11 protein-coding genes and 2 pseudogenes are annotated in these 19,004 nt (G+C 59.0%); 9 read left to right on the top strand and 4 right to left on the bottom strand.

Going from position 1 to position 19,004, the window contains the following annotated elements; all coding sequences use genetic code 11:
* The first annotated feature begins 176 nt into the window (after window positions 1–176).
* From DQW50_RS13650 to DQW50_RS13665, 3 genes are all read left to right on the top strand, one after another.
* Window positions 177–473, top strand: coding sequence for a hypothetical protein (locus DQW50_RS13650; RefSeq protein ID WP_112079823.1), 297 nt, complete (start codon window positions 177–179; stop codon window positions 471–473).
* A gap of 174 nt (window positions 474–647) precedes the next feature.
* Window positions 648–2,078 carry a Fe-S cluster assembly protein SufB gene (gene sufB, locus DQW50_RS13655; protein ID WP_112079824.1) on the top strand — a complete coding sequence of 477 codons (1,431 nt, stop codon included), beginning with the start codon at window positions 648–650 and terminating at the stop codon, window positions 2,076–2,078.
* A 591-nt stretch (window positions 2,079–2,669) separates the two neighbouring features.
* A complete protein-coding gene (locus DQW50_RS13665) occupies window positions 2,670–3,704 on the top strand; it encodes a transcription initiation factor IIB family protein (RefSeq protein WP_241964431.1) in 1,035 nt (344 codons plus the stop codon).
* 555 nt (window positions 3,705–4,259) lie between these two features.
* Here DQW50_RS13665 and DQW50_RS13670 read toward each other — a convergent pair.
* A complete protein-coding gene (locus tag DQW50_RS13670) occupies window positions 4,260–5,936 on the bottom strand; it encodes a transposase (RefSeq protein WP_112079827.1) in 1,677 nt (558 codons plus the stop codon).
* 111 nt (window positions 5,937–6,047) lie between these two features.
* Between DQW50_RS13670 and DQW50_RS13675 the strand changes: the two genes are divergently transcribed.
* The gene (locus DQW50_RS13675; protein WP_112079828.1) at window positions 6,048–6,530 is read left to right on the top strand and encodes a GNAT family N-acetyltransferase; all 483 of its coding nucleotides are present in this window, start codon (window positions 6,048–6,050) and stop codon (window positions 6,528–6,530) included.
* Between the two features lie 181 nt (window positions 6,531–6,711).
* Window positions 6,712–7,884 carry a Fic family protein gene (locus tag DQW50_RS13680; protein WP_112079829.1) on the top strand — a complete coding sequence of 391 codons (1,173 nt, stop codon included), beginning with the start codon at window positions 6,712–6,714 and terminating at the stop codon, window positions 7,882–7,884.
* A 258-nt stretch (window positions 7,885–8,142) separates the two neighbouring features.
* Here the strand turns inward: DQW50_RS13680 and DQW50_RS18520 are convergent.
* Window positions 8,143–8,352: pseudogene (locus DQW50_RS18520) on the bottom strand (transposase); the annotation flags it as partial.
* 77 nt (window positions 8,353–8,429) lie between these two features.
* Here DQW50_RS18520 and DQW50_RS13690 point away from each other — a divergent pair.
* Together DQW50_RS13690 and DQW50_RS13695 are read left to right on the top strand one after the other, a co-directional pair.
* Window positions 8,430–8,762: pseudogene (locus DQW50_RS13690) on the top strand (IS5/IS1182 family transposase); the annotation flags it as partial.
* Window positions 8,763–9,201: 439 nt separating this feature from the next.
* Complete coding sequence (locus DQW50_RS13695; RefSeq protein WP_112079830.1) at window positions 9,202–9,429, top strand: hypothetical protein; 228 nt, start codon at window positions 9,202–9,204, stop codon at window positions 9,427–9,429.
* Between the two features lie 86 nt (window positions 9,430–9,515).
* Here DQW50_RS13695 and DQW50_RS13700 read toward each other — a convergent pair whose 3' ends face one another.
* On the bottom strand, window positions 9,516–15,422 hold the full coding sequence (locus DQW50_RS13700; protein ID WP_127341337.1) for a CARDB domain-containing protein: 5,907 nt from the start codon (window positions 15,420–15,422) through the stop codon (window positions 9,516–9,518).
* A gap of 483 nt (window positions 15,423–15,905) precedes the next feature.
* Between DQW50_RS13700 and DQW50_RS13705 the strand changes: the two genes are divergently transcribed.
* Together DQW50_RS13705 and DQW50_RS17900 are read left to right on the top strand one after the other, a co-directional pair.
* Entirely contained in the window at window positions 15,906–16,172 is a 267-nt protein-coding gene (locus tag DQW50_RS13705) for a hypothetical protein (protein ID WP_112079832.1), read from the top strand.
* Window positions 16,173–16,427: 255 nt separating this feature from the next.
* A complete protein-coding gene (locus tag DQW50_RS17900) occupies window positions 16,428–16,601 on the top strand; it encodes a hypothetical protein (RefSeq protein ID WP_157964873.1) in 174 nt (57 codons plus the stop codon).
* Between the two features lie 475 nt (window positions 16,602–17,076).
* Here DQW50_RS17900 and DQW50_RS13710 read toward each other — a convergent pair whose 3' ends face one another.
* Entirely contained in the window at window positions 17,077–18,705 is a 1,629-nt protein-coding gene (locus DQW50_RS13710; RefSeq protein WP_112079833.1) for a PAS domain S-box protein, read from the bottom strand.
* Window positions 18,706–19,004: the final 299 nt, after the last annotated feature.

Consider the following 19,004-nt stretch of genomic DNA (forward strand, 5'->3'; position numbering starts at 1 on the left):
CTCTCGGTTGCGCATGAGGTTGTGTCGTCTGGTGTGTCTCTCGAACAAGCCCAGACAGATACCGCAGACACGTTACGATAGGCGAACAAGAGGTCGTGCTATGTTGAAGATGTTCTCAAGCATCTGGATGTAGCTTGGCGCAACAATTCTTCACAGTGGATGCGAATACACCAATAATGACAGACGAAATCGACATCCCAACCGAGCCGCGGGCTGCGGTCGACGCACTGGCGACCCATCTAACTGCGACCGCAGATCGTCCGGTACCGCCAGCGACGAACCGATGGCTCGGAGAGGCTGAAGCCGTCGCCCGCGATGCTACTAGTGACGATCTTGACACGGAAATCAGACGGAAACGGGTCCACCAGGTTGCTACACTGCTTGAGTCGGCTGACGAAACGGGCGACGTGGTCGCCGACCGCCACATTGAAGCAGCGATCGAGTGCTGTCAAGTCATTCTCGCTAACGAGTGACGGTGACCCTGTTTCTACCGAATGGTCCTCTCGCTAAATATTAAATTCTACTGAGTAGGGAAACCGAATTAAACTACACAAAGTTATTCATTTTCGTTAAAGAAACCAGTATAAGTTACTAATGAGTGTTCCAGCTCACCACACTTATATTCGTAGTCTCTGAAGAATACTTTGATGAGTTCAAAACAAGACGATCTCAAAGAGACAAACACCGAGGCCCGTTTCGAGTTCAAGAAGGAGGAGAAGTCTGCCTTCCAGACCGAGAAGGGGCTCACCGAGGAGACGGTCCGCGTCATCTCGGAGGACAAAGACGAGCCGGAGTGGATGCTGGAGCGGCGCCTGCGCGCGCTCGAACAGTTCCAAGAGATGCCGATGCCGACCGACTGGCCCGGTCAGCCGGACCTGAGCGAAGTCGACGTCGACGAGATCGTCCCCTACATTCGGCCGGACGTCGACGTCCGCGCCGGCGTCGACGACTGGACGGAGCTCCCGGACGACATCAAGGACACGTTCGATAAGCTGGGCATCCCGGAGGCCGAGAAGAACGCGCTCTCGGGCGTCGGCGCCCAGTACGAGTCGGAAGTCGTCTACCAGAACATGCAGGAGCGGTGGGAGGAGAAGGGCGTCATCTTCTGTAACATGGATGAGGCCGTCCAGGAACACGAGGAGCTCGTCCGCGAGCACTTCATGACGAAGTGCGTCCCCCCGAGCGACAACAAGTTCGCGGCGCTTCACGGCGCCATCTGGTCCGGCGGCTCGTTCGTCTACGTCCCCGAAAACACCACCGTCGACATGCCCGTCCAGGCGTACTTCCGGATGAACTCCGAAGGGATGGGCCAGTTCGAGCACACGCTCATCATCGCCGAAGAAGGCTCGGAGGTTCACTACATCGAGGGCTGTTCAGCGCCGAAGTACTCGAAGTTCAATCTCCACTGTGGCGGCGTCGAGGTGTTCGTCGACGAAGACGCCCACGTCCAGTACTCGACCGTACAGAACTGGTCGAAGAACACGTACAACCTGAACACGAAGCGCGCCATCGCCGAGAAGGGCGGGCGAATGGAGTGGATCTCCGGGTCGATGGGGTCGAAGGCGACGATGCTGTACCCCTCGACGATCCTGAAGGGGCGCGGCGCCTCCGACAACCACATCACCATCGCCTTCGCGGGCGAGGGCCAAGACATCGACACCGGCGCGAAGGTGTACCACAACGCGCCGGACACCAAGTCGACCGTCGAGTCGAAGTCGATCGCGAAGGACGGCGGCCGCACGAACTACCGCGGGCTCGTCCACATCGCGGACGGCGCCGAGAACTCCTCGACGGCCGTGGAGTGCGACGCGCTGATGTTCGACAACGAGTCGACGTCGGACACGATGCCGTACATGGAGATCAACGAGTCGAAAGTCGACGTCGCCCACGAGGCGACCGTCGGGAAGATCGGCGACGAGGACATCTTCTACCTGCAGTCGCGCGGCCTCGACGACGACGACGCCAAGCAGATGATCGTTTCGGGCTTCATCGAGCCCATCACGGAGGAGCTGCCCATCGAGTACGCCGTCGAGCTCAACCGGCTCGTCGAACTCGAAATGGAGGGCTCGCTGGGGTAATCCGATGCCTGAGTGCGCCCACTGCGGAGCACACGTCTCACAACAATTTGTGACCGTGTTCGGGTTAGACGGTGGTGACGTAGTTGCCTGTCCAGCATGTTCCGGTCGGGCACACATCGCAGAGACGATCGTGGATCGATACTAGTCTCAGACCATGGAACACTGCTTTGCGTGTGAGACCGATTATGGGTATCTCGGGACAAGTCCACACGAGGGGTCCTGCCCGGCCTGTGGCTCGACTGCTGTCACTCCTGCGGGCGACCTCAGGGTCGTCGACACGACAACGTGGGAGAGTGTGAACGGGCTCTCAACGATCCACGTGACAGCGACTGACGACCGATCACGGCGGTTTGAATTTGTCGTTGCGGCGCGGCGGGGACGAGGGAAACTCGTCTGTCTCGCGATCGACGGAGTGACAGTACCCACCGAGACAGTGTGGTCAGTTCCATCTGCCGTTGCTACGAGAGTCACCGCGCACGGTATCAGGATCAGCGACTCGACGCCGGCTCAGAGCCCACAATGAACGGTACTGGCCAGACACACGGTGGGACGCGTCTGTTCTGTCCCGGTCACGAGAGGTGATGACACGTGATGAACGAGCGCACTAACCAAGAGCGACCGGACACAGTTTCCCGCAAAAACGGTACTGATGCGCCCTCGTCAAGCGAAACCGGCGACGGACAGCCTGTTACCGACTCCGTTTCGGAGGAGAATGGGGACGAACGGCACAGTCAGACTACGTGTCCGGAGTGTCACGGGCGACTTCGTCGAGCCGATGATGACGTTGATGCGGTCTGTGACGACTGTGGACTCGTCGTTTCAGACGCGACGCTTGATACGAACATCAAACTGTACACGCCGAACGGCACCGGCGATCAGGACTCCCGCGTTGGACCAGCAAGCACGAACCTCTTACACGATAAGGGGTTGTCAACAATGATTGGGTGGCAAAACACCGATGCGAAGGGGAACGCGCTGTCAGGAGAACAGCGACAACAGATGCGTCGCCTCCGACGGTGGGATGAGCGCTTCCGACGACGCTCATCTGCGGATAGGAATCTTATGCATGCACTCGGTGAGATCAATCGCATGGCTTCCGCGCTTGGCGTGCCGGACAGCACCCGAGAGACAGCAGGCGTCATCTATCGTCGCGCACTTGCGGACGGGCTCGTTACGGGTCGAGCCGTTGAAAGCGTCGCCACTGCGGCGCTATACGCGGCGAGTCGCATGGACGGTGTCCCGCGCTCTACCGACGAGGTCTCGGCAGTGAGCCGCGTCGAACAAATTCGCGTTGAGCGGGCATATCGACACGTCTCACGTGAACTCGGGTTAGAAATTCCTCCAACAGATCCTCGTTCGTTCATCGGACGGATCGCGTCGGACGTGGAGTGTACGGACGCGACAGAGCGAGAGGCACGACGTCTCGCCGGAATCGCGGTTGAAAACGGCGTACACAGCGGGAAACATCCGGTAGGCATCGCCGCGGGGGCACTGTACGCGGCTGCCAAACAGTGCGATGAGTCTCTCCGACAAGCAGATATCGCTCATGCTACGGACGTGAGCGAGATGACGATACGGAACCGGTATCCTGAGATTTTGGCCGCAACAGATACCGAGGATGAATAGGCACAGTGAGTAGTTGACTTTTGCTTGAGTAGGTTCGAATTGGACAGTATCGATCAAGGATTGTTTTGCTCTGTTGGATCGCATAACTGTGTCCGGACCAAGATATCACAAAAGGCGGAAAAATCATCTTTCGCCGTCGGCAGCTTAGATCAACCTCCTACGACATCTGCTGCCTTACTTCTCTTCCAAATGTGTGTTTCAGAAGCCCTCAACGGCGATACAGTTCCGATCTTGTTTTCACCTAGTCCTAACACATTCTGCGGATTTAATGAAAAACAGAAAGAGAAGCTAGAGTGAGTATATTATTCCATATACTTAAGTAGAAAATAGAAGACGCGCATCAAATCTATCCTCCGAGATTATGGGATGTTGAGACTACAGCGGGTATAGCGGGTCTACAATGCGTGGTTTCGGCCGATTCAGTGATCGGAAACCGACTCAGATTACTCTCCAGATGGGCGGTTCTGTTGAACTTCCAACCATATACGTGAATTTCGGCGACTTTCGACAGCGTAGCCACTCAGACGCCCCGCTATCGCGGAGAGAGTCTCGTTACTATCCGATTCCGGTTTCCTTCTTCACCAGCGTTAGCGTATTGTCGGCTGTTACTATCGGTGAATGCTCGTATTCACCGGTCAACTGTACCTGCACGAGCAAATCAACCGCTCGCCAGATCGAGTACAGGAGACAGGCGAAGGCGAAGTAGAAGAATCGGAGGCTAAAATTCTTCGAGGTCGTCGCGCCCATGAACCGTTTGATCGACTTGTAGCCACTCTCAATCTCCCATCTGTACCCGTACTCGGTAAGAAGCCCGCTATTCCGATTCGTCATGAACACTGAGTACTGCCGATGATCGGTGTGTTCGGAGTTCTCTTTGCGTCGGTAGATGAGCGTCGTTGAATGCCACTCGTTATCGCCCAAATGCAGCTTTCGATCAGTCTCGTAGCGGTCCTTCCCCCGCTTCAGAAGTCGCTTGGCTTGGGCCTTCTCGCTGTTCTGCATCCGCTTCGGCACGACGTAGGAGAGGCCGCGCTGGCTGAGCATCTCCAGGATGTGCTGACTGTCGAACTCCCGGTCCATCAGCACGTTATCGACATGAACAGCCGCCTCTGCCGAATCCAAGAGGTCCTCGACGATTTCCTTGCGCGTGTCCCCTTTCCGAACTGGGCGCGCATCAAGGACTATTGGAACAGCATTCCCAACCAACTGGACCGTCGCCCACTGGTAGGCATACTCGTCGGTGTTCTCCTTTGTGCCGATAATCTCGTCTTCGTGGCCTACTCGGTCGCCAGTGAACGGATCGGACTCGGTGGTGTCAATCGCGACGATTCCGGCCCGAAAGAACTGCTCTGTCTCTGCGACCCGGTCCAGCAGTCGGCCAACGGCCTGGCGGTACATCTCGCGTATCTTCTTGATAGAGAGGTCCCGCACATGCTCGCGATGGGCGTGGCCGAGTGGTGTTCGCTCTCGATTGGACTCGTGGATGAAGCTCCGAGCACCCTCATTGACGGCCAAATTCTCACGGAGTCCGAGGTACGTTTGGAGATCCCAGTAGGCGTTCTCGTGGATCTCACACCCCTCGCCTCGATCCAATGAGAACGCTGGGAACACAACGTCGCTGACGCGATCAGTGACGGTCTCGACCTGCTCTAATACGGTCTTGTCATCGGGGTCTGATTTCGGCCTCTCGTTATCATGTCTGCGGCTCTGTCGTTCTGGCTCACGCGGAACAGAGACACCCGCGTTCTGTGCTTTGATGAGGATGGTCCGCGTTGCGGTCTCGACGGTGTCCTGGAGATCGACCGTGAACCGTTTGTGCCAGCTGCGCCACAGAGTGGATTGGTTCGGCACCGACTCCAAACCTATCTGTTCGCAGAAATCAGGGTGTTTGGTGAGATATTCGACGAGGGCGGTCTCGTGGCCCCAGCCATGGCATTCTTTCAGCAGGAACAGGCGAAACAGTGTCTCCATCTTGTAGCTCGTTGAGCCCGCATACCGGTCGTGGGCATCGAACTGAACGTATGCGAGTGGTACTGCGTGGACGAATTGATCAATGCTATCGTGATCGTCATGCTGGAACCATGTTTCCGCAACGAGACGAACGTCCGACCCTAATCCGGAGAGCGACGTGCGATCGAACAGTGGACTCGACTTGTACGTGGGCCAGTCGATATAGGATAGCTGGGCGATCTGCCGGAAGACAGTACGGCGAGACTCACGGGTTGGAGCCACGACTAGAGGGTGACCGCGACACGCTCAAGTATTCGTCTAACTGCTCGATATAAACGAGGATTGCTCAATCTGGGGGAAAGTTATTATTCTAGCTGTTTGCTTGTTCACATAATGATCTCTCTTCGAGAGGCGTCTCCTGAAGACGCAGCAGCAATGGCGCGTATCCAATCGGAGTCGCTCCGAGAGAACGGAGAAGAGTACTACACGGACGAACAGCTTGCGCTTCTGGCACCCGCTGAGCCAGATGCTGAGGCAATTCCTGAAGATGAGTTTACCGACGATTCGTGTCGTCCAATTATTGCTGAATTAGATGGATTGATTGTTGGCTGGGGGAGCATCCACCTCGACGAGAACGTGCTGGCTGTAACATTTGTTGATCCCGACTACACAGGACAAGGAATCGGGCGCACAATTGTTGAGGAACTCGAAACAATCGCACGACAGGAAGGCGTAGAGGAGCTAATCGTTCCCGCGTCGCGAAACGCTGTTGGCTTCTACGAAACACTCGGCTTCGAAAAACAGCGCGAAATCGATGCAAGTGGCCCCGACACACCGGAGATTCCGAGTGTAGAACTGACGAAACAACTGTCCTAATCGCTCGAGTTGCAGACACACTGAGCAGGTGCTCCCCCGCAAAACCAGCGAAAAGATATGTGTCTCCAAACCTGTCCCCAAAGATCCTGAGTAGTTGTAACAGCGCAATCAGCCAGACTGTTATTTTGATTTAGTACCAAAAATACCAATAGTTGCGGGCGTATTCGTAGGGATACCACTAATGGAGCGAGATGACTTCGACGAGGCAACACCCGGTGAGATCGTTCCCACGACGACGTCGAAGGGGACGTATTCGGCGTTTCAACCTGACCCGCTTCCGCCCTCAATCAGTACTGAGGAACTCATTACACCGCTGGCGGAGGCGACACAGGCACTTGGCCGACTTCACGGCATCGGTCCACGTGTCGGCTCAAGGGAGATCCTGATCGAGCCGTTCATCCGAAAAGAAGCGCTGGAGTCCTCGCAAATCGAGGGCACACATGCGACCCTCTCAGACATCTACGCCTATGAGGCTGGACAGGAGGCTCTCATCGACGAAGACAGGCAGCAGGGCACCCAAGAAGTCGTGAACTATCTACACGCGCTGACGCACGGATTGGATGCGATCACAGCTGGCGATCCAATCACCGTCGAATTGCTATGCGAGATGCACGACCGGTTGCTTTCGGGTGTCCGTGGGGATGAGGCTGACCCAGGGGAACTCCGTTCGACTCAGAACTTCATCGGCAGTACGCCATACATCCAAGACGCCAGATACGTCCCGCCACCACCGAACGAGATCCTCGACCTTCTCGAAGACTTGCTCGAGTATGCGAACCAAGAGACAAATCTGCATCCACTTCTCCGAATCGGGCTGATCCACTACCAGTTCGAGACGATTCACCCGTTTCTCGATGGGAACGGACGACTCGGGCGGCTATTGATCAGTCTCCTTCTGCAACGTGATGGTCTCTTGCCCGAGCCGTATCTCTACCTGAGTTCGTATTTCAACGCACGACGGTCAGATTACGTTGATCATCTCTTGTCAGTCAGTCAGCACGGTGAATGGGAAGAGTGGCTCCTGTTTTTCCTGCGTGGCGTGCAGTCGCAAGCAGATGAGGCCCACCAGCGGGCCAACCTGCTAGTCGACCTCCGAGAAGACTATCAACAGCGCTATCAGAGCGAGCGGTCTGAGAATATCCTTGAACTGGTGATGCGGCTCTTCGAAGATCCGTACCTGGACGTGAACACAGCAACCGACTGGTTGGATGTCGAATACAGCACGGCTAACCGACTGATCGGACAGCTCGAAGATGACGGAATACTCGAAGAACTCACCGGGAAAGACCGGAATCGGTTCTACCGGGCGAGCGAAGTCTTCCAGATCATCAACAAGCCGATCGATCAGCTCTGAACGGCTGAGCAGAGAGGGCTTGAGGCATACGCATTGAGACAACCGGTCTCAACTTCTGTTTCTGGTTTGGAAGTTGAGACTACAGCCGGTTTAGCAGGACTGTGATGCGTGCTTTCAGTCGAATCGACGAGCTGAAACTGGTTGGGTCGCTCTCCCAACGAGCGTTCTTGTTATGTTGGTAACTAATTCGGAGTGTTTCCGAAACTTCGGGTAGTGTAGCCACTCAGACACTGGGCTAACGCGGGTGGCGCACCCTCACTATCCGATCCCTGTCTCCTTCTTCAGCAGCGTCAGCGTGTTGTCGGCTGTTACGATCGGCGAATGTTCGTACTCACCAGTCAACTCGACCTGCACGAGTAGGTCCACTGCTCACCAAATCGAGTACAGCAAGCAGGCGAACGCGAAATAGAAGAACCGGAGCCCGAAATACTTCGACGTCGTCGCGGCCATGAAGCGTTTGATCGACTTGGCTGTGTTGAATCACTAGACAGCGTCGGGTTGAGTCACTAAATCAAAGGAGTTGAAGCGGGAGGCTTCCGTTGTCCATGACGCAAATCTCCCGCTTCACCGAGCGTTGTGTCTCGATCGTTCAAAGAGTTACGGGTGAGAGAGGCGAATCCGCCGCCCCGGACGGTGGCGGTGGATTCGCCGACTACGCCTACGTTTCCCTCCATTGTCTGCGGATTTACCTCGATACGTCCTACCGCATGACCATCGACCTGCTGAAGGAGATGCCACAAATAACAGGGGAGATCGGCCACGCTGAGGCCGATCTCCCCGCGCCATCCACATTGTGTAAGGCGTTCGACCGAATCGAGATGAGCGTCTGCCGAGTGCTGCTGCGCCAATCGGCCCAGCTGCACTCGGCAGATCCGCATTTCGAGTCTTTCAAATGCGAGACATAACGTGGAATAGTGCGGGAGATCGGACGGTTCAAGTCCGATCTCCCGCGTTATTCGGGGCATTTCCCTCAGGAGATCGATCGTCATCCGGTAGGTGGTATCAAGATAAATCCGCAGACAGTGTAGTGGTATCATCACGTAATCGGGGAACCCGCCGCCTCCTTCCGGAGCGGCGGGTTCCTCCGTATCTTCAGAAACTCTTTTAGTGATCCAAACACATCGCTCGGTAAGCGGGAAATGAGGGTCGACACAATCACCATTCTCCCGCTTCAACGCCTTTGATCTCACGACGTGATCCACTGCCCGCTAGTGATTAAACACAGGCCTTCCAACCGCTGCTGGTGGGTCGTTATGGGCGGTCGTGTGTGCACTCACCCTTCGAGCTTTTGCCTCCAACACAATCGAAGGGGTAGCAGTGAGTAAATTCGTTGGCTTCTCGATACTGGTTCCCGTGTTCGGCATCGCGCTCTTGCCCGAGCCGGTCGAATACCTTACAGGGATCGTTCCCCTCTATTGGCCGCTCAAAGCACTCATCAGTGGGATTAGCGGAGAATCACTCGTCTACGTAATGATCTTCCTCATCATCGGGGTTCTCACCCAGGGAACCGTCATCGGGTACCTTCTTCGCAGCATTAACGCCTGAGGAATATTACTCCACTCCAAGGAACAAGCGGTGTCAGCCGTAAGCGAGTAGTGCAGGGTAGTTCACTAGTATTGAAGAACGACGGACTACTCCCCGGGTTCCTCTTTCCTTTGTCGCAGGCGAACAACCGCGAACAGCACTACGAGTGCCGCCGCCAGCAATCCGACTAGCAGGATGGCGTTAGGGTCGTCGTCTCCCGTCGCGTCGTCAGTCTGCTCATCGTCGTCGCCATTGTTCGTATTGCTACGTTCGCTGTTCGCTTCCCCGACAGAAACGGTCCCGACGGCTTCGTCACCGGCGATAAGGTCGTACTGGCCGACCTCCGCGGGGTCGAAGTGCAGGCTTACTGTCTCGGTTGAGCGGGCGTCGATGTCAACGTTCGTCTCGGTGACGCGTTCACCGTCGGCTGTCAGTGCTACCTCGTGGGTGCCCTCAGTCCCACCGAGGTTCTGGACAGTCGCCTCCACGGTGACTGTTTCGCCCACATCGATATCGGTGTGGTCGAGGTCCACGTCGTTGACCTCGAAGACGGGGCGGGTTGAGCCGATTGTGAACAATGACAAGCCGGGCGAGGTGGCCTCGAAGACGTGATATTCGTCGGTCTCGTTGACGTGTGTGGCGTCGAGTTCGTTCCAGCGGTCCGTTTCGTCTCGGTAAAGCGCGACGGAGTCCGTATCGACGCTCGTCTCCTCTAGGTAGGCCTTGCGCACGCGGAACTGGAAGGTGACGTCCTCGATGTCCTCGTCGGGGTTCGTGTGGTTCACCTCGACGTAGCCCACGGCCGAGGAGCCGGTCTCCTCAAGAAACGCGTCCGGCTCTGCGCGATCGTCCCTACTCGCGGGATCAGTGCCGTCCCCGGTCACGTTGGTCTCGTCATCGCTCGCGTTCGATCCGTCCGTCGTGGTGTCGTCTCGCTCGGCGTCGCCTGTGTCGGGGGCAACGCTCCAGTCACGGACTCTGACCTCGAAGTCACGTTGACCGTCCTCGGTCAAACGGATCGAGAGGCTGTCGAGGGCGACGTTTTCTCGGTCCGACTCGTCGATGGTCGGCTCGTTCCCGTCGCCAGTCTCACCTTGGTCGTCCGAATCGTCGTTTCCGCGAACGTCGAGTGCGACCTCGTCGTCCCCGCCAGTGACCTCGAACCGGGTTTCACTCTCGTCGACGTTCTCACGGACGACCCGAGATTCGTCCCTGTTGTCCCCGTCATCCTGCGAGCTGTCATCGCCACTACTGCCACCGTCGCCACCGCCTCCGCCGCCACTGTCTTCGTCGACTTCCACCTTGGCGGTGTGGACCGCGCTCTCGCTGGCGACCTCGACGTCGTGCGTCCCCTCGTCACCGGACTCGCTGTCCCACTCCAGCGTGATTTCCTCGCTGTCGTCGCCAGCCACGGTGACCTCCCGGTCGTCGCGTTGCTGCCCGTCGGCCTCGAGCGTGAGGTTCCGCGTTAGCGAGTCGGCCCCGGGGTTCTCTACCGTCACGTCGACGGTGAGCGTGTCTCCCTCGGTCACGGGCTCGTTCGTGCCGTCGATGGTGACGTTGAGGCCATCGCCGAGAGCGCGCAACCGGGGATAGTCGTCGGGGTCGAGCGACAACCACCAGGCGTCCGCGAAGTCCAGTCCATCCACCTCGTCGCTCGCGGTCCTGCCTTGCATCTCGTCGGTTTCGAGCCCGTTTTCGTCCGGACTGCCGTCCGATGAGGACTGTCCGGTTGAATCCACATCCCAGTAGCCATCGGTGACGGTGCCGTCGTCGTCGTATCCGACGAGGCCGCCCACGTCTGCGGATCCGGACACGGATCCGGTCGCGTAGGACTCGGTCACGTCACCGGAGACTTCCCCGACGAGGCCACCCACGGAGCTGTCACCGTTGACATCACTGGTCGCGTAGGACTCGTTCACATCGCCGTAGTCGTTGTACCCGACGAGGCTGCCCACAAAGTCCTTGCCGTCGACATTGCCGGTCGTGTACGTCTCGGTGACGTCGCCACTGTAACTGAACCCGACGAGGCCACCTACGTACTCTGCCCCGGAGACGTCGACGTTCTCGACGCCAACGTTCTGAACACCACTCGAATCCACCCGTCCGAAGAGCCCAACGTAATCTTCGCGGTCGATGAACAGCCCCGTGATCGTGTGACCGTCGCCGTCGAACGTGCCCGTGAACGAATTTGTACTATCCTCACCGATGGGATCGAAGCCTTTCGCCGTGCCACCATCGTCGAACCACTCGTCAGTTTCGCTCGCATCGACGTCGTCGACGAGTTTGTAGTGTGCGTCGAGGTCGTAGCGCATCTGCTGGAGGTCTTCGACGTTTTCGATTTCGTAGGGGTCGCTCTCGCTCCCGTCACCTTCGTCGTACTCGTGTTCGAGCGTGAGATCCTGGTCGGTCGTCTCTGAGGGGTCCACGGCCGTCTCGTTCGTTATCTCGAAGTCCTCGTCGACGGTCGTCGTCGCCGAGAGGTCGTATTCGACATCGGGGTCAAGCAGCAAAGAGAAGTCGCCGTCCGAGTCAGTCTCGGCCGTGATCTCCGACCCCGAGTCGGGGTTGGCCGTGACCTCGATTCTATCCCCTTCGATGGCCTCGTCGTCGAGTCCGTCACGGACCGTCCCGGTCACCTCCGTCCCGAGGTCGACCGACACCGAGGCACTGGCCGCGTCGGTGTCGGGGTCGACCTGGTCGGGTTCGGGCGATGCCTCAACATCGTGGTCGAGGTCACCCGTCGCGTCGTCTCCGACGGTGCCACGGAGGGCGATCTGCTTGACACCGCCGTGGGTCAGCGAAATCGATGCTTCCTTTCCGGTCTCCTCGAAGTCCCCGTCGTCGTCGGTGTCCCACTCAAGATCCTTCAAACCGTCCTCGCCTATCGTCAGTCCCGACGTTGAGAGCGTCACGTCGTCCGCGTCGTCTGGTCCCCCGTTTTCCACGGTGAACTCGTACTCGACGGTGTCACCCGTGGCGAATGGCCCGTCGTCGGGACCGTCCACGTCGTACGTCCGCAGGTCCGCCTGTTCTATCTCGACGGTCTTCGTGTCCTGCAACTGGACGTCCGGGTCGCCGTCGAGACCGCCGTACTCGACGACGTACCCATCGATGTTTCCATTGTCGATGGCGTAATCGTTCCACGTGCCGTCTGTCCGGTAGTGGGCGTAGTCCTCGCCGCCGTCGTCGTTCGGCTCGCCGTCGTTCCAGTTCTCGTACTCGTCGCCGACCGCGCTCCCGCCCTCACCGTTCTGGTCGAAAAAGTGTCGTCCGTCACCGCCGTCTTCCGTCCCTTCAGGGCCGGTCTTCCATCGCCACTCTTCCTCCTGGTCGGCGTCACTCGCCCCGATCCAACCCTGGCCTTCGAGTTTGTCGGCGACGAAATCGTTTTCCTTCTGGCTGGTGACCGTCACTAGGTAGCCCGTCAGCCCGAAGTAGTCCTCGTCTGCGGCGGCGTCGCGTGCGTCGTCCCACCGAATGGCATCGTCTTCGACGTACTCGTAGTAGTGCTCGGTGTCCCCGGAGGGTAGCGAATCACCCAACGAGAACGAGATGTCGCGGTCGGCAGTGTCGGTACTGCCCGCGTCCTCGGTGTTCTCGAACTCGACGGTCCGAAGCACTGACTCGTAGTCGCTCACCGACGCTGTCCCGGACAGTTTGAGGACGCCGGTGTACGCGTTGTAGCCGTCGTCGGTGATGTCGGTCCCACTCGTGTCGACGGATAGTTCGTCGCCGTCTTTCTTGTTCTGGAGTACCACGCGCGCGTCTTCGAGATCTTCGCCGGGACCGGACAATGAGAGGTCCGGATCCACAGTAACCGACTCACCGGGACCGGTCGTTTCGTCGCCGTCGCTGGCGTCGATCTCGTAGCGTTGCTCCACTTCGATTTTGTCGGTGTCGATGGCGTCGTCGGTGACGACCTCGACGTCGTAATCGTCTGCGAGGCCGGAGGCCGTCTCCCACTCAAGCGTAATCTCTTCGCTAGTGCCGCCGTCCACGGTGACTTCTTCTTCGTCCTGGGCCTCGTCCTCGCCCTCGATGTCGAGCGTAACGTCCTGGGTACGTTCGCTCGACCCGGTGTTGTCGATGGTCACGTCGACGGTCAGCGTCTCGCCCTCGGTCACCGGTTCGTTCGTCTCGTCGATGGTGATGTCGAGTCCCGCGTCGAGTGCGCGCAGCCGGGGGTAGTCATCATCGTGGGTCGTCATCCACCAGACGCTATCGAAATCCAGTCCACTCAGCTCGTCTATCGCCGACCGGCCCTGCATCTCATCGGTGGTCAGCCCTGTCCCGTCTCCGGCGGTCTCGTCCTCCCCGGTCGCCTCGGTGTCCCAGTAGGAATCGCTCACGTCGACACTCCCACCGTCTTCGCGGCCGACGAGACCACCTATGGAGCCGTCACCGTCGAGCGACCCTGTAGCAAAACTCTCCGTGATCGTGGCATCGGCGTTCGCATCCCCCAAGAGACCGCCGATCTTCTCGCCACCGTTTGTCACGTCGCTCGTCGCGGAGGACTCTCTGACGGTTCCTTCCCCGGCCATATCCCCTGACAGACCGCCGACTTCGTCGTTTCCGTCCGCATCGATGGTGATGGACGTGGTCGAGCGTTCGATAGTCCCGTCGTAAATTGTGCCCACGAGTCCGCCGACGTGTGCCTCCTCGTCGGTGCCGATGTCGGTTGTCACGTCCCCGCCATCGACGGTTCCCTCGGTGATGTCGCCGTAGCTAGCACCTACGAGCGGCCCGACGTCGTGTTCGCCGATGACGTCCGGGGATTCGAGCGTGACGTCCGTCATCGAACTTCCGGTCTCGGTTTCTCCGAATAACCCGACGTCATCTCCCCGGTCGATGGAGAGGCCCGAAATCGTGTGACCGTTGCCGTCGAACGTGCCCGTGAACGGCGTGCCCGAGTCACCGATGGGGTCGAACCCCTTGTCGCTGTTGGCTGTCTCGCGGGCGACGGCGTCGTACCCCGCCGTCGTCTCGTTGAGGTCGACGACGAGCGTGAAGTTGCCGTCGAGGTTCCCGCTGACGTTGTCGAGGTGGTACCAGTTCGCTATTTCGTAGGGGTTCGAGGCCGTGCCGTCACCGCCAGCGTAGGCGTTGACGTTCTGTGCTTCCAGTTGGGCCTGGCGGTCGACGGACTGGAGAATCGGGTAGCTGTCCCCGGTGGTGTCGCCCTCGGAGTTCTCGACTGTCTCCCACGTCCCCGAGAAGTCGAAGCCACCCATGTTCGAGGTGGCGCTGGACCCCTGCATCTCCGTGGTGGTGAGCCCTGTGCCGGCATCGGTAACGCCAACGTTGGTTTCGTCTTCGTTCCAGTACCCGTCGACAGATCTCTGATTGACCACGACGAAGGCCCCGGGCGTGCCGCTGTCGCCATTGTTGTCGCCACTACCACCGGCACCCTCGGTGATCGTCGCACTACCGACGTATCCGTCGGTCGCCGTATCCGTGTTGAGTGCGAGGAGTCCTCCGCTATCTCCGCCATCTCCGCCGTATGCTAAGCTATCGCCGCCACCACCGCGTTCACCATCACCACCATCACCGGCGGTGATGTCGATGCCAGTTACGTACGTATCCCGGACAGTACCATCGTTATCGGCGGCCAGGCCACCGCCGTCACCGCCGTTTCCACCAACCCCTTCCGATTCACCGCCACCGCCACCGTTACCAATACCACCGTCCCCACCCGTTACAGTCGTATTAGTGACGGCGACTTCTTCGACGGTTCCGAGATTTTTGCTGACGAGACCGCCAGCTACGCCACCGTCTCCACCGTTTCCTGTAGCGGACCCGGAGCCGCTTCCTTCACCGTATCCTCCATCACCGGCTGTGACAGTTGTTCCCGCGACGTGAGATTGGCTAATTGTTCCGCTACTCGTGACCGCCAGCCCTCCAGCACTACCACCCACGGCACCGTCCTTTCGTTCGCCGTCGCTCGCGTCGCCTGCGGTCACGCTCGTGTTCGTGACGAGCGCGTTCTGGATACTGTTTTCATTGTCGATCACCAGGCCAGCACTGTCACGTCCAGGCGTACTCCTAAAAGAGTCGCCCATTAAGCCACTCTCTCCTCTCGCTCCGAAAGTACCGATGGTCACCGTCGCGTTGTCGACCGTCGGTCCATCGAGTGTCCCGGTCTGAAGATTCCGCAAGAATCCACTGGCCTTGCCGGGGGAACCACCATCACCGGCTGAACCGGAGTATGAGCCGAACTGCGTGTGCCGACTGCTGTCGCCACCAGCACCACCGTCTCCGCTCCCGACAACTGTATTACCAACTGACGAATCAACAATGGTAGTTCCAGACTCCGTGACGACGAATCCAGCGGAATCACCACTAGATCCACCCGAACCACCGACGGCGTTCCTGTCGGTTCCATCGATTTCACCGGCGTCGCCACCATCACCGCCGGAACCACTCTCGACGGTCGAAGCGGTGACCTGTGAGTCAGTGATCTGGTCACTGTCGGTCTCGAACAGGAGGCCACCGACGTGACCGCTTGCCCCGCCGTCGCCACCGTCTCCGACTTCATCACTGAAATCGTCCCCATTGCTGTCACCACCGAGGCCGCCTTGGCCTCCAAGACCGCTCCGGACCGTCGTTCCCTCGACGGTCGAGTTGGCGATCATCCCGTTCCGGCTCTGGAAGACGAGGCCACTGGCATTACCGCCATCGCCACCCGGACCACCATCGCCGCCGTTGTCGTCAGCGTAGCCACCGGCACCACCGGCACCACCGTTGCCGCCTTCAACGGTTGAGTTGACGAGCGTGACAGCCTGCAGTGACCCGCCATCGTTTACCAGCACGATTGCTGCTGCATCCCCACCATCGTTACCTGCCGTACCCGGATCACCCGTACTGCCACCGTCGCTTCCGGCCGCGCCGTCACCCCCGGCTCCACCACGAACCGTTGCATTCGTCAAATCGAGATCGCTGATCGTTCCATCATTGAGCTTCGTGAACAACGCACTATCGGCTCCGTTACTCGATGTAATCTGGAGTGAGTCGATGGCGTGACCGTCCCCATCGAGCGTCCCGGTAAACTCGCCCAGTGGCTCGAAGCCACCGCCCCAGCTCTCGGTTTCACTCGCGTCGATATCGTTCCCGAGTTTGTAATGATTCCCGAGTCCCTGATTCTCGATACACTGCAACTGATCGACGTTCTCCACCTCGTAGGGATCGCTTGATGTGCCCGACCCGGTGTAGCCCACGGTGCTACAGTCCGGGGCGGTGTTGCCCGCCGCCGCCGTCCCGACGAACCCGCCGCTGGTCGTTAGCATCGCCAGCCCCACGATGGTGACGAGATACACCGACAGCAGTCTGCCGGCCGTGTTTGTCACGTCAACCACCGCCCGAACTGGGGCCACCTCGCTGCCAGACTCAGGCGCGCTCGACCGCTCACGCGACCCAGCGCCCCAGCCGATAGTTCCGCGACGGTGCCCGGCCACAACTCGCCGTCTATTCGCTTGTCGCTCGTCCGTGGGTGTTCGCGTCGTTCGTCAGGATACACCGCGCTCGTGATCAGCGAACTCCCATAGAGACACGGTAGCAAAGACACGTTGCTGGCAACTACGCAGCATATCGGTGTAAAGATGGCTTGCATATATACGCAACAGTGACAACGAGGTAACCAGTACGCGAACACAACCGCACGGGGGCGACTCAGTCGAGTCTCGGGTCGTGGGAGAAGGCGTCCTCGAAGACGGTCCGTTCGGCGTTGCGCAGGTGATGGAGGAACGTCGAGGCAGAGGAGTCCAGTGTCTCGGCCACGTCCTCGGCACTGGCCTGCTGTGGGCGCTCGAAAAAGCCCGACAGCGAGGCCGCCCGGAGTGCGCCTTCCTGTTTCTTCGTTAGCCCGCTGAACGCGCTCGGGTGGTCGTCGTCGACGGGGCGCTCGGTACAGGCGTACATGGTCACCTCGGGCCAGTGGTCCTGTACGGCGTCGACGATGGCACTGAGATCAGTCCGGCGCGGGAACTCCACGGTCAGATTCAGACGGCCGTCACAGACGGTAATCGAGCGCAGTATCTCGCCGTACCCGCCCAGAACTCCCCTGATCGACCCTGTCTCGGCACGAATCGACACGACCGCAGTCGTCTCCGTTTCGGTGACGACGGTCGCCGCCGTGACCGACGGGAGCTCCGCTGCAGTCGCCCGAACTGTCTCGGCGTCCACATCAGCCGTCTTGACGAGGTATGTCGAACCGGGGCCACCCTCGGCGTGCAGTTCCTCGACGACCAGCTCCGGGAACTCGTCGTCTTCCTCGTCGCCATCCTCGACAGCCAGTGCCCTCGACAGGGCTGTCAGGACGTGGTCGCCCGTGTACCGGAGCGAGAGTTCCGTTACTGTCTCACCGGCCAGCGCTTCCTGCTGGCGGTGGACCTGCTGTTTGAACGCGAGGGCGGCCGCCACTTCGTCGACCAACTGTCCTGCCACGTCGCTGCCGGTATCCGTCCGGACGACCGTGAGCGCGCCGTAGGACAGTCCTTCGTGGACCAACGGCACCGACCGCACCGAGAACAGTCCACACCGCTCCAGTTGGGCGACGATGTCGTTCTCTCCGTCCATGTCTGTCGTGACTGTCACGGGGTCGTCCGTGGCGAGTGTGCGTCGTGTCGCTGCGTCGATGGCGCTCCCCTCACCGGGGTGCCGGAAGCCCCGGTCCGATCCGTGGTCGGCGATCACAACCGGATGCTGGTCGCCACCTCCTGGTCCTTGCTTCCGGACGACCCAGGCCGACTCGTAGCCGTAGTCGTTGACGAGCAGGTGACAGACACTCGCAGCGATCTCCCGGTTGGTCGATGTCTGCAAAAGGAGTTGGCGGATGGCTTCCTTGCCGTCGCGTTCGGACTGGACCTGCTCTCGGGTCTGCTGTAACTCTCGTTCACGCTGTTTGCGCTCGGAGATATCCCGAGAGTTGATGACGTAGTTGCCGTCGGGCGTGGGGTTTGACGAGCCAACCGATTCGATCCATTTGTAGGACCCATCTGCCTGTAGGTGCCGGTATTCGACCGCCTCAACGTGGTGCGCTTTTTCCGAGACCATTGCGGCGAATGCTTCGACGACGCGTTCTCGATCCTCTGGGTGGAAGTACTCGGCAACCTGCTCACCGACGAGTTCGTCTTGCTCATAGCCATACAACCGTTCGATGGCCGGACTCTCGTACAGTATTCTCCCACGCGGGTCAAGAAGCGTAAGCAGATCAGTTGAGTGTAACGGCAACTGATCGAGTGAGAAGGTATCTTTCAGCCCGAGAGATGGGTGTGAACCCGGTCGATTGTTAGCAGTCATAAAATGGACAGTCTCCAGTGTCGGTTAAATGGATCTACTTTGCCACAACCAATATGTGAATTTTGAGCTAATAGCATATATTTGTCAGAGGCTGACCCCGCCTGTCATTACAGCTTGGCCTACATTTCGCTAAAGGGGGGTGGGGGGTGGGGGGTGAATGTCTCCCTGACGCTTCGCCGGATACCATTTGATAGGTATCCAGGTCAAGAATGAATGACGTAGGGTAAAGTTCTGACCCCAATACATATACCTAGTTGAGATTATCAACACCTAAGTATTGGTTTCACTGTCTGATGAGC

Source organism: Halorubrum sp. 48-1-W (assembly GCF_003287355.1).
Taxonomy (GTDB): domain Archaea; phylum Halobacteriota; class Halobacteria; order Halobacteriales; family Haloferacaceae; genus Halorubrum.